The organism is Staphylococcus auricularis, from assembly GCF_051172115.1.
GTDB lineage: Bacteria > Bacillota > Bacilli > Staphylococcales > Staphylococcaceae > Staphylococcus > Staphylococcus auricularis_A.
Window position 1 is genome coordinate 45027 of record NZ_JBPIZN010000006.1, and the last position, 14714, is coordinate 59740.

Annotated in this window: 18 protein-coding genes; 17 read left to right on the forward strand and 1 reads right to left on the reverse strand. The window is 37.5% G+C overall.

Annotation, left to right across the window (positions count from 1 at the left end):
* The first annotated feature begins 1 nt into the window (after position 1).
* From glyA to fabZ, 15 genes are all read left to right on the forward strand, one after another.
* Positions 2 to 1243, forward strand: a complete 1242-nt coding sequence (gene glyA, locus ACSBRB_RS09510; RefSeq protein WP_435032596.1) for a serine hydroxymethyltransferase — start codon at positions 2 to 4, stop codon at positions 1241 to 1243.
* Positions 1244 to 1259: 16 nt separating this feature from the next.
* Positions 1260 to 1889, forward strand: a complete 630-nt coding sequence (gene upp / locus ACSBRB_RS09515) for a uracil phosphoribosyltransferase (RefSeq protein ID WP_435032597.1) — start codon at positions 1260 to 1262, stop codon at positions 1887 to 1889.
* A 20-nt stretch (positions 1890 to 1909) separates the two neighbouring features.
* Positions 1910 to 3040 (forward strand): non-hydrolyzing UDP-N-acetylglucosamine 2-epimerase, encoded by a 1131-nt coding sequence (gene wecB / locus ACSBRB_RS09520; protein ID WP_435032598.1) that lies wholly within the window; start codon positions 1910 to 1912, stop codon positions 3038 to 3040.
* Between the two features lie 155 nt (positions 3041 to 3195).
* On the forward strand, positions 3196 to 3549 hold the full coding sequence (locus ACSBRB_RS09525; RefSeq protein ID WP_435032599.1) for an ATP synthase subunit I: 354 nt from the start codon (positions 3196 to 3198) through the stop codon (positions 3547 to 3549).
* Positions 3550 to 3569: 20 nt separating this feature from the next.
* On the forward strand, positions 3570 to 4292 hold the full coding sequence (atpB, locus tag ACSBRB_RS09530) for a F0F1 ATP synthase subunit A (RefSeq protein ID WP_435032600.1): 723 nt from the start codon (positions 3570 to 3572) through the stop codon (positions 4290 to 4292).
* 39 nt (positions 4293 to 4331) lie between these two features.
* Positions 4332 to 4544: a F0F1 ATP synthase subunit C gene (gene atpE / locus ACSBRB_RS09535; protein WP_002510315.1), complete on the forward strand. Its 213-nt coding sequence runs from the start codon at positions 4332 to 4334 to the stop codon at positions 4542 to 4544.
* Positions 4545 to 4638: 94 nt separating this feature from the next.
* Positions 4639 to 5160, forward strand: a complete 522-nt coding sequence (locus ACSBRB_RS09540) for a F0F1 ATP synthase subunit B (protein ID WP_435032601.1) — start codon at positions 4639 to 4641, stop codon at positions 5158 to 5160.
* A complete protein-coding gene (locus ACSBRB_RS09545) occupies positions 5160 to 5693 on the forward strand; it encodes a F0F1 ATP synthase subunit delta (RefSeq protein WP_435032602.1) in 534 nt (177 codons plus the stop codon). The genes ACSBRB_RS09540 and ACSBRB_RS09545 overlap by 1 nt, the downstream gene beginning before the upstream one ends.
* Positions 5694 to 5720: 27 nt before the next feature.
* Positions 5721 to 7232 carry a F0F1 ATP synthase subunit alpha gene (gene atpA, locus ACSBRB_RS09550; RefSeq protein ID WP_107392123.1) on the forward strand — a complete coding sequence of 504 codons (1512 nt, stop codon included), beginning with the start codon at positions 5721 to 5723 and terminating at the stop codon, positions 7230 to 7232.
* Positions 7233 to 7263: 31 nt separating this feature from the next.
* Positions 7264 to 8130, forward strand: coding sequence for an ATP synthase F1 subunit gamma (atpG, locus tag ACSBRB_RS09555; protein ID WP_435032603.1), 867 nt, complete (start codon positions 7264 to 7266; stop codon positions 8128 to 8130).
* Between the two features lie 21 nt (positions 8131 to 8151).
* On the forward strand, positions 8152 to 9564 hold the full coding sequence (gene atpD / locus ACSBRB_RS09560; protein ID WP_435032604.1) for a F0F1 ATP synthase subunit beta: 1413 nt from the start codon (positions 8152 to 8154) through the stop codon (positions 9562 to 9564).
* A gap of 20 nt (positions 9565 to 9584) precedes the next feature.
* Positions 9585 to 9992 carry a F0F1 ATP synthase subunit epsilon gene (locus ACSBRB_RS09565; RefSeq protein WP_435032605.1) on the forward strand — a complete coding sequence of 136 codons (408 nt, stop codon included), beginning with the start codon at positions 9585 to 9587 and terminating at the stop codon, positions 9990 to 9992.
* A gap of 173 nt (positions 9993 to 10165) precedes the next feature.
* Positions 10166 to 10399, forward strand: coding sequence for a DUF1146 family protein (locus ACSBRB_RS09570; RefSeq protein ID WP_059107883.1), 234 nt, complete (start codon positions 10166 to 10168; stop codon positions 10397 to 10399).
* A gap of 102 nt (positions 10400 to 10501) precedes the next feature.
* Positions 10502 to 11770 carry a UDP-N-acetylglucosamine 1-carboxyvinyltransferase gene (gene murA, locus ACSBRB_RS09575; RefSeq protein ID WP_435032637.1) on the forward strand — a complete coding sequence of 423 codons (1269 nt, stop codon included), beginning with the start codon at positions 10502 to 10504 and terminating at the stop codon, positions 11768 to 11770.
* Between the two features lie 48 nt (positions 11771 to 11818).
* Positions 11819 to 12259: a 3-hydroxyacyl-ACP dehydratase FabZ gene (fabZ, locus tag ACSBRB_RS09580; RefSeq protein WP_435032606.1), complete on the forward strand. Its 441-nt coding sequence runs from the start codon at positions 11819 to 11821 to the stop codon at positions 12257 to 12259.
* A 91-nt stretch (positions 12260 to 12350) separates the two neighbouring features.
* On the opposite strand, the gene ACSBRB_RS09585 is transcribed toward fabZ, so the two are convergent.
* Complete coding sequence (locus ACSBRB_RS09585; protein ID WP_435032608.1) at positions 12351 to 12794, reverse strand: YwpF family protein; 444 nt, start codon at positions 12792 to 12794, stop codon at positions 12351 to 12353.
* A gap of 193 nt (positions 12795 to 12987) precedes the next feature.
* On the opposite strand from ACSBRB_RS09585, the gene ACSBRB_RS09590 reads away from it, so the two are divergent.
* On the forward strand, positions 12988 to 13419 hold the full coding sequence (locus ACSBRB_RS09590) for a single-stranded DNA-binding protein (RefSeq protein ID WP_435032609.1): 432 nt from the start codon (positions 12988 to 12990) through the stop codon (positions 13417 to 13419).
* Between the two features lie 438 nt (positions 13420 to 13857).
* The gene (locus ACSBRB_RS09595) at positions 13858 to 14607 is read left to right on the forward strand and encodes a transglycosylase family protein (RefSeq protein ID WP_435032610.1); all 750 of its coding nucleotides are present in this window, start codon (positions 13858 to 13860) and stop codon (positions 14605 to 14607) included.
* Positions 14608 to 14714 lie beyond the last annotated feature (107 nt).

Sequence of the window (14714 nt, forward strand, 5' to 3'; positions counted from 1 at the left end):
AATGTCATATATTCAAGAACAAGATGCTAAACTTTATGAAATCATTCAGAAAGAATTTAACCGTCAAAATAATAATATCGAGTTAATTGCTTCTGAAAACTTTGTTTCAAAAGCAGTGATGGAAGCACAAGGTTCAGTACTTACAAATAAATATGCGGAAGGTTATCCGAACCGCAGATATTATGGTGGCTGTCAATTTGTTGATGAATCAGAAACATTAGCCATTGAACGTGCGAAAGAGCTTTTTAATGCTGAACACGTCAATGTTCAACCACATTCAGGTTCACAAGCAAACATGGCTGTTTATTTTACAGTACTTGAACAAGGGGACACCGTATTAGGTATGAACTTAAACCATGGTGGTCATTTAACACATGGTTCAAAAGTTAACTTCAGTGGTCAATTCTATAACTTTGTTGAGTATGAAGTCGATAAAGAAAGTGAATACATCGATTATGATAAAGTGTTAGAAATTGCGAAGGAACATCAACCTAAATTAATCGTAGCTGGTGCATCTGCGTATCCTCGTGAAATCGACTTTGCAAAATTCAAAGAAATTGCAGATGAAGTCGGCGCTAAATTAATGGTAGATATGGCTCATATTGCAGGTTTAGTTGCTGCAGGTTTACATCAAAATCCAGTAGAACATGCTGATTTTGCTACTACAACTACTCATAAAACATTAAGAGGCCCACGTGGTGGTATGATTTTATGCAAATCTGAATACAAAAAAGATATCGACAAAAAAATCTTCCCAGGGGTCCAAAGTGGTCCGTTAGAACATGTGATTGCAGCAAAAGCAGTTGCGTTTGGTGAAGCATTACAACCTGAATTTAAAACATATCAACAACAAATCATTAAAAATGCGCAAACATTAGCATCTACGTTAGCTGATGAAGGATTCCGCATTGTATCAGGCGGCACTGACAATCACTTAGTCTTAGTTGATGTTAAAGGTTCTACAGGTGTCACTGGTAAAAAAGCGGAAGAAGCATTAGATGAAGTCGGTATTACATGTAATAAAAATACGATTCCATTTGATGAAGAAAAACCATTTATCACTAGTGGCTTACGTATTGGTACACCAGCAGCTACAACACGTGGATTTAAAGAAGAAGACTTTGAAGAAGTAGGTAAGATCATTAGTTTAGTACTTAAAAATCCTGAAGATCAAGATGCGATTGAAGAAGGCAAATCACGTGTGAAAGCATTAACAACAAAACATCCATTATATCAATCATAGTAGGAGGCATTTAACAATGGGTAAAGTTCACGTTTTTGATCATCCATTAATACAACATAAATTAAGCTATATCAGAGATAAACATACAGGTACGAAAGAATTCAGAGAGCTTGTAGATGAAGTAGGTATGCTCATGGCTTATGAAGTGACGAGAGATTTAGAGCTACAAGACGTGGAAATCGAAACACCTGTCACAACGATGACAGCAAAACGATTAAGTGGTAAAAAACTCGCTTTCGTTCCGATCTTAAGAGCAGGCTTGGGTATGACATCTGGTATTTTAACATTGGTTCCTGCAGCACGTGTGGGACACGTTGGTTTATACCGTGATCCACAAACGCTTGAAGCTGTAGAATATTTTGTTAAATTACCACAAGATATTCAAGAACGTGAAATCATCGTCGTTGATCCGATGTTAGCGACAGGTGGTTCAGCTATCGCAGCCATTGATTCACTTAAACGTCGCGGTGCTAAAAACATTAGATTTATGTGCTTAATTGCTGCACCTGAAGGCGTGGAAGCATTACAAAAAGCGCATGAAGATGTAGATATTTTCATAGCAGCATTAGACGAAAAATTAAACGACAAAGCTTACATTACGCCAGGCTTAGGTGATGCAGGCGATAGATTATTCGGTACAAAATAATCATGTAGGAGTTGCAGCACATGAAGAGAATAATGACAGTTTTTGGCACGCGGCCAGAAGCGATTAAGATGGCACCACTTGTACAGGCCTTAAAAGCGGATCAGATGTTAGATCCCATCGTTGTTGTCACGGCACAACATCGAGAAATGTTAGATACTGTGCTACAACAATTTAATATTGTACCTGACTATGATTTAGATATCATGAAGCCCAATCAATCCCTTTCTGAAATCACTGCTTCAGTCGTACCTCAATTAGAACAAGTGATTCAACATGAACAACCCGATATGGTATTAGTGCATGGGGATACAATGTCAACATTCACCGGTAGCTTAACGGCCATGTATAATCAGATTCCTATCGGCCATGTTGAAGCAGGATTACGAACATGGGATAAAAGAGCACCATTTCCAGAAGAAATGAACCGGCAGATGGTAGGAGTCATGGCAGATTTGCATTTTGCTCCTACCGATAATGCTGCCAGTAATCTTGAAAGGGAAGGTAAGTCAAAAGAGACGATCGTCGTGACGGGTAATACAGCGATTGATGCTATGCAAACGACGATTTCCCTGCATTATCATTCCAGCATCATCTCTCAATATCATCAAGCGAAGGTCATATTATTAACTGCACATCGACGTGAAAATATTGGGCAACCGATGTCACACATTTTTAAAGCGGTTCGACGTATTGTTGAAGACCATGAAGACGTAGTGGTCGTTTATCCAGTTCACAAGAATCCTAAAGTACAAGCGTTAGCGCAGCAATATTTAGGAGAACATGAACGCATTCATCTCATCGATCCACTTGATGTGGTTGATTTTCACAATTTCGCAAATCAAGCTTATCTGATTCTTACAGATTCAGGTGGTGTGCAAGAAGAAGCACCTTCACTTGGCAAACCTGTGCTTGTGCTTCGCGATGTGACTGAACGACCTGAAGGGGTCGCAGCCGGTACGCTGAAAATTGTAGGGACTTCAGAAGCCTCAGTTTATGATGCCACACAATTGCTATTGAATGATGAAAAAATCTATCGTAAAATGAGTAGTGCTACGAATCCATATGGAGATGGGTTCGCTTCTCGACGCATTTGTGAAAATATTAAATATTTCTTTGGTTTAATAGATAAAAAACCGTTACCCTTTACATAACCGATTGATATTCAAGTCAAAAATGTGGTTTTTAAAAGAATTTATCACAACTATTTGAATAGAATTGACACGGAATATCACGTATATTATGATAGAAAATGTGTGAGTGGAACGGTTTTTATTTGTGGATTTAACAATGAAATGAGGCACATTTTTTGAAACCTTTCAACATCATTTTTAAGCAATACATTCAGTACTATATCTATGCAGTTATTGTGCTGGTTATTGTGTACTTTTTCACAAACTCACCATTTATATTAGGATTAATTGTCGGTACAATCGGTTCAATGTTAAATACGTATACGTTTGAATACTATTTAATGAAGGCGAAAAGATCCGATACGTTACATATTTCGACAGGTAGTGTATGGAGATACTTGATTATACTTCTCGCTTGTATTATATGGTTAGTCTTCAGATCTCGTATGAATATTTTTGGTGTAGTTGTCGGTTTAATGATTTCTTATGTATTGATGGTCATACGGCCATGGTTACATAGAGAAAAATAAGATACGAAAGAGGTGTGAATATGGATCACGACGGAAAACCTACTGTGAGTTGGAATCTCTTTGGTGTAGACATCGTGTTTAACCTGTCATCGATTCTGATGATGGTTGTTACAGCGCTTATCGTTTTTGTTATAGCTATTATCTGTACACGAAACTTACAAAAACGGCCATCAGGTAAACAGAACTTCATTGAATGGGTCTTCGATTTCGTTCGAGGAATCATCGAGAGTAACATGGCTTGGTCCAAAGGTGGCCAATTCCATTTCCTAGCAGTTACTTTGATTTTATTCATATTTGTAGGTAACATGTTAGGTCTTCCATTTGCTATAGTTGTGAATGGAGACACCTGGTGGAAATCTCCTACAGCAGATGCCACTGTTACTTTAACGTTGTCTACATTGGTAGTGTTATTAACACACTTCTATGGACTAAAAATGGGTACCAAGAAACAGTATGTGAACAACTATACTAAACCGAGTTTCTTATTACCAATTAACTTATTCGAAGAGTTTACTTCTACGTTGACGTTAGGTCTTCGTTTATTTGGTAATATCTTTGCAGGTGAGCTCCTACTAGCATTATTAGCAGGGCTTGTTGTAAATCACGCCTCATGGGGTTGGATCATCGGTATACCAGGCTTAATCGCTTGGCAAGCGTTCTCTATCTTTATCGGTACCATCCAAGCATATATCTTCATTATGCTATCAATGGTTTACATGTCTCATAAAGTACAGAGCCATTAATTAAGTTACAAATAAACATTATATTAGGAGGATTTTTAAATGAATTTAATCGCAGCAGCAATCGCAATTGGTTTATCAGCATTAGGTGCTGGTATTGGTAACGGTCTTATTGTATCTAGAACAGTTGAAGGTGTAGCACGTCAACCAGAAGCACGCGGACAATTAATGTCAATTATGTTCATCGGTATTGGTTTAGTTGAAGCATTACCAATCCTTGGTCTTGTAATTTCATTCATCGTAATGTTCATGTAATTACACACTAGAAAGGGCGAAGTCAATAGGCTTTCGCCGTTCGTTTTATCTATAAGTATTACGTTCATAATGAATGAAAGGAGTGTCTAAGTAATTGACTGCGACGATAAATACATTCGTGCTTGGTGCAAACCTTAATGTAGAATGGGGCACAATGATTATTACCCTTATTACATTCTTAGTTTTACTTGCGCTTTTGAAAAAGTTCGCATGGGGTCCGTTAAAAGACATCATGGATCAACGTCAAAATGATATCAATAAAGATATCGATGACGCTGAACAAGCAAAACTAAATGCACAAAAGCTTGAAGAAGAAAACAACCAAACATTAAAAGCAACACAACAAGAAGTGCAAAAAATATTAGAAGACGCAAAATTACAAGCACGTGAACAACAAGAACAAATAATTCATGAAGCAAATACGCGTGCAAACGGTATGATTGAAACTGCACAAAATGAAATCAACAGCCAGAAAGAACGCGCACTTGCAGATATCAACAACCAAATCTCACAACTGTCAGTTTCAATTGCAGCTAAAGTGTTAAACAAGGAAATTTCTGAAGAAGATCAAAAAGCCTTAGTTGATAAGTATATCAAAGAGGCAGGCGATAAATAATGGCAAACATTGAACAAAAATACGCAAAAGCATTATTTGATGTCGCATTAGACACTAACACTTTAGAAGAAATGTACGAGGATTTCAGTGCGATTAACGAAAGCGTACAACCGTACATTTCACAGTTCAAAGCAATCGATCAAAACCCTCAACAGACAAATGAACAACGCCACCGTTTTGTAGGCATTGTTTTTGGTGGTGCCAATAAATACTTGTACAACATGTTTATGGTTCTAGCGAACAATCGTCACTTAAGCATCATTGGCAAAGTGTTTGAGGTTTTTAATAGTTTATATAACAAATACTATAATCAAGACACTGCTGTTGTCGAATCTGTATACGAATTGTCAGACGAGCAATTGACACAGATTGAAAATGTGATTAAAGATCGTACAAATCTCGACAGAGTAATGATTGAAAACAAAATCAATCTTTCATTAATCGGTGGGGTACGTATCACAGTGGATACAACAGTCATGGATGCAAGTATCGAGAACGAATTAAAAAATATGAAACAACAAATGCTTAGATAAACAATAAATCAAAAAGGAGTGACATTGATGGCCATTAAAGCTGAAGAAATCAGCGCATTACTTCGCTCACAGATCGAAAACTATGAGACGGAAATGTCAGTTACCGACGTAGGTACGGTCCTACAAATTGGTGACGGTATCGCCTTAATCCACGGTCTTAACGAAGTCATGGCTGGTGAGCTAGTAGAGTTTAGTAACGGCGTACTAGGCCTAGCTCAAAACTTAGAAGAATCTAATGTTGGGGTTGTTATCTTAGGACCATATTCCGACATTAAAGAAGGCGATGAAGTTAAACGTACTGGTCGCATCATGGAGGTACCAGTAGGAGATGAATTAATCGGTCGTGTCGTTAACCCATTAGGTCAACCACTTGATGGACAAGGCCCAGTGAATACGACAAAAACACGTCCTGTTGAGAAAAAAGCAACAGGTGTTATGGATCGTAAATCAGTTGAAGAACCATTACAAACTGGTATTAAAGCGATCGACGCATTGGTACCAATTGGTAAAGGTCAACGTGAGTTAATCATCGGGGACCGTCAAACTGGTAAAACAACAATTGCAATCGATACAATCTTAAACCAAAAAGACCAAGGTACAATTTGTATCTATGTCGCTATTGGTCAAAAAGAATCTACTGTACGTGCGAACGTAGAAAAATTACGTCAACAAGGTGCGTTAGACTACACAATCGTTGTGTCAGCATCTGCAGCACAACCAGCACCATTGCTTTACATTGCACCATATGCCGGTGTATCAATGGGTGAAGAATTCATGTTCAACGGTAAACACGTATTAATTGTTTATGATGACTTAACTAAACAAGCCGCTGCTTATCGTGAACTGTCATTACTATTACGTAGACCACCAGGCCGTGAAGCTTATCCAGGTGATGTCTTCTACTTACACAGTAGATTGTTAGAAAGAGCTGCGAAATTAAATGATGAACTTGGCGGTGGTTCAATTACAGCACTACCAATTATCGAAACACAAGCAGGCGATATTTCTGCCTACGTACCAACCAACGTTATCTCAATCACAGATGGACAAATCTTCTTACAATCTGATTTATTCTTCTCAGGTGTAAGACCAGCGATCAACGCAGGTCAATCTGTTTCTCGTGTCGGTGGTTCAGCTCAAATTAAACCGATGAAAAAAGTTGCCGGTACGTTACGTTTAGACTTAGCTTCTTATCGTGAATTGGAATCATTCGCTCAATTCGGTTCTGACCTTGATGAATACACAACTCAAAAACTTGCACGTGGTGAACGTACAGTTGAAGTATTAAAACAAGATCAAAACCAACCACTACCTGTAGAAAATCAAGTATTGATTATCTTTGCTTTAACAAATGGCTATTTAGATGATATCCCTACAAAAGATGTAACACGCTTTGAAAGTGAGTTAAATCAATGGGCTAAATCAAATGCGAGCGATTTATTAAACGAAATTAAAACTTCTGGCAAACTTCCAGAAAGTGATAAATTCGATTCAGTACTTAGTCGTTTTAAAGAAACTTTTAGCAAATCAGAAGACTAGTCGTTAAAGTAATTACAAAGGTGGTGAGATAATGGCATCTCTAAAGGAAATAGATAGTCGTATTTCTTCAACGAAAAAAATGAAGCAAATCACAAAAGCGATGAACATGGTTTCTAACTCTAAATTGCGTCGTGCTGAAGAAAACACTAAATCATTTAGACCTTACATGGAAAAAATGCAAGATGCGATCACAGCTGTCGCAGGCGCAAGTAAAAATAGTAATCATCCTATGTTACAACAACGTGATGTGAAAAAAGTCGGCTATTTAGTCATTACGAGTGATAGAGGTTTAGCAGGCGCTTATAACGCAAATATCTTAAGAACTTTAATTAATGATATTAATGAAAGACACCAAAGCTCAGATGAATATGAGTTATTAGTACTTGGTCGTACAGGCGTTGAATTCCTTGAACACAAAGACTACGAAATTCGTGATACTTTACTACAAGTACCCGATCAACCGTCTTTTAATGAAATTCAAACGTTAGCTAAAAAAGCAATTGATATGTACAATGACGAAGAAATTGATGAGCTTAAAATCTACTATAATCACTTCGTAAATATACTAGAATCTAAACCAAGCAGTAAAACGGTTCTTCCATTATCTCCAGAAGATTCTAGCCAAGGACAAGGTCAAATGTCATCTTATGAATTTGAACCAGACAAAGAATCAATATTAAGTGTGATTTTACCGCAATATGTGGAATGCTTAATATATGGAACGATATTAGATGCGAAAGCAAGTGAACATGCTTCACGTATGACAGCAATGAAAAATGCATCTGATAATGCGACAGAACTTATTGATGATTTATCTTTAGAATACAACCGTGCGCGTCAAGCAGAAATCACGCAACAAATCACTGAAATAGTCGGTGGTTCTGCAGCACTTGAATAACGATTAAAGGAGGAAATAAACATGGGAGTAGGCCGTGTAACACAGGTTATGGGTCCAGTCATTGATGTTCGTTTTGAACATAACGAAGTGCCTAATATTAATAACGCCTTAGTACTCGATGTTGAAAGAGAAGACGGAACAGTGTCTTTAACTTTAGAAGTAGCTTTACAATTAGGCGATGACGTTGTTCGTACCATTGCAATGGATTCAACTGATGGTGTTAAACGTGGTAATGAAGTCAAAGATACTGGTAATAGCATTAGCGTACCAGTCGGAGACGAAACTTTAGGACGTGTCTTTAACGTTCTAGGTGAAACAATCGATTTAGAAGATGAACTTGATGATTCTGCGCGACGTGACCCTATACATAGAGAAGCGCCAGCGTTTGATCAATTATCAACTCAAGTTGAAATCTTAGAAACAGGAATTAAAGTTGTTGACTTATTAGCACCTTATATCAAAGGTGGTAAAGTTGGACTCTTCGGTGGTGCCGGTGTTGGTAAAACCGTTTTAATCCAAGAATTAATCAATAACATCGCTCAAGAACACGGCGGTATTTCAGTCTTTGCCGGTGTAGGTGAACGTACACGTGAAGGTAACGACTTGTACTATGAAATGAGCGACAGTGGTGTAATCAAGAAAACAGCCATGGTCTTCGGACAAATGAACGAACCGCCTGGCGCACGTATGCGTGTTGCTTTATCTGGTTTAACAATGGCTGAATATTTCCGTGATGAACAAGGACAAGACGTATTGTTATTCATCGACAATATTTTCCGTTTCACACAAGCCGGTTCAGAAGTTTCTGCCTTACTAGGTCGTCTACCATCAGCCGTTGGTTATCAACCTACATTAGCAACAGAAATGGGACAATTACAAGAACGTATTACTTCAACAACAAAAGGATCAGTTACTTCAATCCAAGCAGTCTTCGTTCCTGCCGATGACTACACTGACCCTGCGCCAGCAACCGTATTCGCTCACTTAGATGCGACAACAAACTTAGAACGTAAATTAACTGAAATGGGTATTTATCCAGCCGTAGACCCATTAGCTTCAACTTCAAGAGCGTTAGAACCATCAATTGTTGGTCAAGAACACTATGATGTTGCCCGTGAAGTACAATCTACTTTACAAAAATATAGAGAATTACAAGATATTATCGCTATCCTAGGTATGGACGAATTATCTGAAGATGACAAACAAACCGTTGACCGTGCACGTCGTATTCAATTCTTCCTATCTCAAAACTTCCACGTAGCGGAACAATTTACAGGTCAAAAAGGTTCTTATGTATCAGTAAGTAAAACAGTTGAAGACTTCAGAGCGATCTTAGATGGTAAATATGACCATATCCCTGAAGATGCTTTCCGTCTCTGTGGTGGCATGGAAGATGTACTTGAAAATGCTAAAGATATGGGTGTTGAAGTCTAATAAATTAGGAGGTAAAGATAATGGATAATGTATTCAGTTTAAATGTTGTCACTCCTAATGGTTCTGTTTATGAACGTGAAGATGTTGTACTCGCTGTGTTAAAAACAACAGCCGGAGAACTTGGTGTCATGAAAGGGCACATTCCAACAGTAGCAGCACTTAATATGGGCTATGTCAAAGTTAACTTAGACAATGGCTCTGAATATCTCGCAGTTAGTGATGGATTTGTTGAAATTAGACAACAGAAAGTTTCAATCATTGTCCAAACTGCAGAACCTGCGAACGAAATTGATGTAGCTAGAGCAGAATTGGCTAAGTCAAGAGCAGAATCTCACTTAAATAGTGATGATGAAAATAGTGACATCGAAAGAGCGAAACGCGCTTTAGCACGTGCGAATAACCGAATTCGTGTTGCAAACTTAGTATAACCAAGTCAGATTGAAGTTAGTAAAGAGGTTGAAGCTTTTACTAGCTTCAATCTTTTTTTATGTCTTCATTGATTTTGAAATCTTTTCTACTATAATTACCGTCGCATTCATTAGAAGTTATGATTTAATTCATGTAAAATAAAAGTACAGTGAATAAACGAGGAGATACAAACATGGAATATTTAAGTCAATTTGCGATCGTCCATTTAGTGTTACATGTGCTATGTATATGTGTTGCTTATTGGGCGTTAAATGCATTGAGATTAGATCAACTTTTTAAAAAGGGTTATGCGTTACAAGTGCAAGTGTGCATGATTTTCTTTGCCATTTTACTTGGAACGGCAGTAAGTAATTTCCTTGTAGACCTTTTACAATATTCAACTCAATTAAAATATATACTTCAGTAATTCAAATACTTTTCATGGATTTGTATTAAAGATATAATTGTTTAGAACTTATTTAGAAAGGCAATGATTTAAAGGATATAAAGTGGAGGATTTTAGATGGATATGAGAGATAAAATCGTGATCAATGGAGGACATAAACTCACGGGGGAAGTCCAAATTGAAGGCGCAAAAAATGCTGTTTTACCTGTATTGACTGCTTCATTATTAGCAGCAGAAGGTACAAGCGTATTGAGAAACGTTCCAGCACTTAGCGACGTTGATACAATCAATAACGTGATTTCAAATTTAAATGCAGATGTCAAATATGATCAAGCACAAGGTACTGTAACTGTGGATGCAACTCAAGAATTAAACGAAGAAGCTCCTTACGAATACGTCAGTAAAATGAGAGCTAGCATCCTAGTGATGGGGGCATTACTTGGACGTTTAGGACATGCGAAAGTTGCTTTACCTGGAGGTTGTGCGATTGGTGCGAGACCGATTGAACAACACTTAAAAGGGTTTGAAGCATTAGGTGCAGAGATTCATATGGAAAATGGTTTCGTTTACGCTGAAGCTAAAGATGGCTTAAAAGGTACAACGATTCACCTTGATTTCCCAAGTGTAGGTGCAACTCAAAATATTATTATGGCTGCGTCATTAGCAGAAGGTAAATCAGTACTTGAAAATGTTGCTAGAGAACCCGAAGTTGTTGATTTAGCGAATTACATCAATGAAATGGGCGGTAATATTACAGGTGCAGGTACAGATACCATCACTATTCAAGGTGTTGATACCTTACATGGTGTCGAACATTCAATTATTCCTGACCGTATTGAAGCAGGCACCTTCTTAATTGCGGGTGCGATTACACGCGGCGATATTCTTGTTAAAGGCGCAATTAAAGAACATATGAAGAGCCTTACTTATAAATTGGAAGAAATGGGCGTGACATTGGATGATCAAGGTGATGCAATCCGAGTTACAGCTCCTGACGAATTACAACCTGTGGATGTTAAAACATTACCACATCCAGGTTTCCCAACAGACATGCAGTCACAAATGATGGCCTTATTACTTACAGCAGAGGGTCATAAATTGATGACTGAAACCGTCTTTGAAAACAGATTTATGCACGTCGCAGAATTTAAACGTATGAATGCGAACATTTCTGTAGAAGGTCGAACAGCGAAGATTGAAGGCAAAAGTGAACTACAAGGGGCTCAAGTGAAAGCAACTGACTTACGTGCGGCCGCTGCCTTGATTTTAGCAGGTTTAGTTGCTGAAGGTACAACAGAGGTCACAGAACTACAGCACTTAGATCGCGGTTATGTTAATTTCCATCATAAACTTGCAGAACTTGGTGCAGATATTAAACGCGTTTCTCAATAAAAAACGCAGCTTCGAAATAACAAATTGTAATTGTTGGAGGTTATATCAATGGAAACGATTTTTGACTACAATCAAATTAAAGACATTATCCCTCATAGACAACCTTTCCTATTAATAGATAAAGTGGTTGAATATGAAGAAGGACAAAGCTGTACAGCAATCAAACAAGTCTCTGGTAACGAACCATTTTTCCAAGGACATTTTCCAGAATATGCAGTGATGCCTGGCGTGCTCATTACAGAAGCATTAGCTCAAACAGGTGCCGTAGCGTTATTAAACACTGAAAACAATAAAGGAAAACTTGCATTATTTGCTGGCATTGATAAATGTCGTTTTAAACGCCAAGTCGTACCTGGTGATACATTGCGATTAGATGTAGAAATTACTAAAATGAAAGGACCTATCGGAAAAGGAAGCGCAAAAGCAACCGTTGACGGAGAATTAGCTTGTAGCTGTGAACTTACTTTCGCTTTACAAGATCCACAATAAAAGGTCTATATTATACGAATGTATCATTTAAATAAAAGGACAATGTGCAAACGATGATAAAAAATTATCACGAGGCGCACATTGTCCTTTTTTATTTATTTTCGTTTTTTTCAGCTTTAAGCCGTGGTTTCGATTGCATCATGCGGACAAACGCTTGTTTGAGTTCTTCACCTGTAAGTCCATCATCCACTAATTGTTCTAATAAACTTTCAGCATAGACTTGTCTTAACGTATAAATATGGCATTCAAAAATGACTGAAATGGTAGATTCTAACTTTTTAATATGTTTAATCGTAGCATCGAATAATGCGGGGTCATTCGCAGGCCGCGTAATGACAACCCGAATTTCTAACAATGTATCATCCTCATAATACTGTTTCATTTGATCGTAATGATCATCTGAAATGACTACTTCAAGTAACCAGCCAGGCCCACTATTTTCTAAATTAATAATGACTCCGTCTTGCAATTCATATTCTGTTACAGAGCCGTTATCTGCCACGATTTGAAATCTTACAGCTTTGAACGTTTTCATGATCTCACTTCCAATCCATATTTTGAAAAATATACCATATATTCATTGATGTACTTATTATAACGCAATTTATACTGGAAAGGTGGAAATTTTCATATTTTATAGATCAAGCTTACTAAAAATTTTGAAAAAGTGCGTTTTGACTATAGATAGGTGGATTGATTAAGATATGAGTAATCAAAGGAGGTGACATATGGTCAATACAATTGTAATCGTGGGTCGATTAACGAAAGACCCCAAATTCATAGAGAAGGAGGACACACAAATTGCTACGTTTTGTGTAGCAGTCGAACGTAACTATAAGGACAAAGATCAACAGCGCCCCATCGATTTTTTGTTCTGTAAAGCTTTCGGACGTATTGCAAATAATATTGCTATGTATACGGAACAAGGTTCGCTTGTTGGAATCACTGGTCAAATGCATTCTCGCACATTTGAAAAAGAGGACCAAACACACTTTGTTTCAGAATTATACGTCGAAAAGATTAGATTTTTATCTGCTAAACCTGATAAGCAGCAGAGCCCCATGAATGATGCTGCAACTTTTAATGTTGAACACGAAGAAGTTATCCCTATCGAAGATTTAATTCCTTTTAAAAACATTGACTCAATAGAACGAATCTAAACTCCCTTTATCCATCTTTAAATAATTTCATTAATCCATCCTACTAATCATTATACTAACGAGGGCTGATTTCCATGAAATTTGAATGATTTATGGAAAATAGCCCTTGATTTTTATATTTTAAGGGTGAAAAAGGGGTAGATTTTAAAAAATAAGGCACTTAAAAGGGCAAAATGACCCTATAAACAGGGCAGAATTATGTGATAAATTACAGGGATATTACATAGATTTTTATCATACATAATACATAAAAGAGGAGCACGACAGTCACTAAAGAATGAAAGATATATATTACAAGGGCTTATACATGTAATCCGCATGTAAAGAATCTCCTGTTTTTTTTATTTCGCTGTAACCTACGACCTTTTGCATGATGTTATAGTATTACTTGTAAATAACAAGAGAAAAAACTTACCTAAATAGGAGGATTTATAAATAATGAAAAAAACAGTATTTGCTTCAACATTAGCACTAGGATTAGGCGTAACTGGTTTAGTAACTGGTCAACAAGCAGATGCATCAGAAGAAGGAATTAACAAAGCAGAATTAGCACAATTAGCTCAATCAAACTCTGAAGAATTAAACCAACACCCATTACATGAAGGTTCATATAACTATGACTTCACTTACAATGGTGTACCTTACCACTTTGAATCAGACGGCCAAACTTGGAGCTGGTCATACGGTGTAGAAGTTGGTTCAAACAACGTTTCTGAATCAAACAACGATGTAGCAGCTACTAGCCAAGCTACTTCAAATAACAATGTAGAAACTCAAAACTACACTGCACAAAGTGAACAACAAAACACTCAACAACAATCAACTCAACAATCTGAAAACGTTCAACCAGAAGCACAAGCTGCACCACAAACTGAATCAACTCAACAACCACAACAATCAACTCAATCATCAAACAACTCAAGCAGCCAAGCTTCATCTGGTTCTTCAGTTAACGTAAATGGTCATTTACAACAAATCGCTCAACGTGAATCAGGCGGCGACATCACAGCTGTTAACCCATCATCAGGCGCAGCTGGTAAATACCAATTCTTACAATCTACATGGGATTCAGTAGCACCAGCTGAATACCAAGGTGTTTCTCCTGCAGAAGCTCCAGAACATGTACAAGATGCAGCTGCTGTTAAATTATACAACACTGCTGGCCCTTCACAATGGGTAACTGCATAATCTCATTTCGAGTTAGACAATGAAAAGAAAAGTGAGGACGAACATTCGTCCTCACTTTTTTTATGTCTTAAGTCAAGTCGATGAGACATAGACCTTTGCTACCCATC

Bases quoted from the DNA above. Each gene is read 5' to 3' on its own strand.
- ACSBRB_RS09545 (WP_435032602.1), top strand. From the start codon at position 5,160: ATGGCAAACATTGAACAAAAATACGCAAAAGCATTATTTGATGTCGCA.
- atpA (WP_107392123.1), top strand. From the start codon at position 5,721: ATGGCCATTAAAGCTGAAGAAATCAGCGCATTACTTCGCTCACAGATC.
- ACSBRB_RS09565 (WP_435032605.1), top strand. From the start codon at position 9,585: ATGGATAATGTATTCAGTTTAAATGTTGTCACTCCTAATGGTTCTGTT.
- atpG (WP_435032603.1), top strand. From the start codon at position 7,264: ATGGCATCTCTAAAGGAAATAGATAGTCGTATTTCTTCAACGAAAAAA.
- wecB (WP_435032598.1), top strand. From the start codon at position 1,910: ATGAAGAGAATAATGACAGTTTTTGGCACGCGGCCAGAAGCGATTAAG.
- atpB (WP_435032600.1), top strand. From the start codon at position 3,570: ATGGATCACGACGGAAAACCTACTGTGAGTTGGAATCTCTTTGGTGTA.
- murA (WP_435032637.1), top strand. From the start codon at position 10,502: ATGAGAGATAAAATCGTGATCAATGGAGGACATAAACTCACGGGGGAA.
- ACSBRB_RS09595 (WP_435032610.1), top strand. From the start codon at position 13,858: ATGAAAAAAACAGTATTTGCTTCAACATTAGCACTAGGATTAGGCGTA.
- ACSBRB_RS09570 (WP_059107883.1), top strand. From the start codon at position 10,166: ATGGAATATTTAAGTCAATTTGCGATCGTCCATTTAGTGTTACATGTG.
- fabZ (WP_435032606.1), top strand. From the start codon at position 11,819: ATGGAAACGATTTTTGACTACAATCAAATTAAAGACATTATCCCTCAT.
- ACSBRB_RS09590 (WP_435032609.1), top strand. From the start codon at position 12,988: ATGGTCAATACAATTGTAATCGTGGGTCGATTAACGAAAGACCCCAAA.
- upp (WP_435032597.1), top strand. From the start codon at position 1,260: ATGGGTAAAGTTCACGTTTTTGATCATCCATTAATACAACATAAATTA.
- atpD (WP_435032604.1), top strand. From the start codon at position 8,152: ATGGGAGTAGGCCGTGTAACACAGGTTATGGGTCCAGTCATTGATGTT.
- atpE (WP_002510315.1), top strand. From the start codon at position 4,332: ATGAATTTAATCGCAGCAGCAATCGCAATTGGTTTATCAGCATTAGGT.
- ACSBRB_RS09585 (WP_435032608.1), bottom strand. From the start codon at position 12,794: ATGAAAACGTTCAAAGCTGTAAGATTTCAAATCGTGGCAGATAACGGC.
- glyA (WP_435032596.1), top strand. From the start codon at position 2: ATGTCATATATTCAAGAACAAGATGCTAAACTTTATGAAATCATTCAG.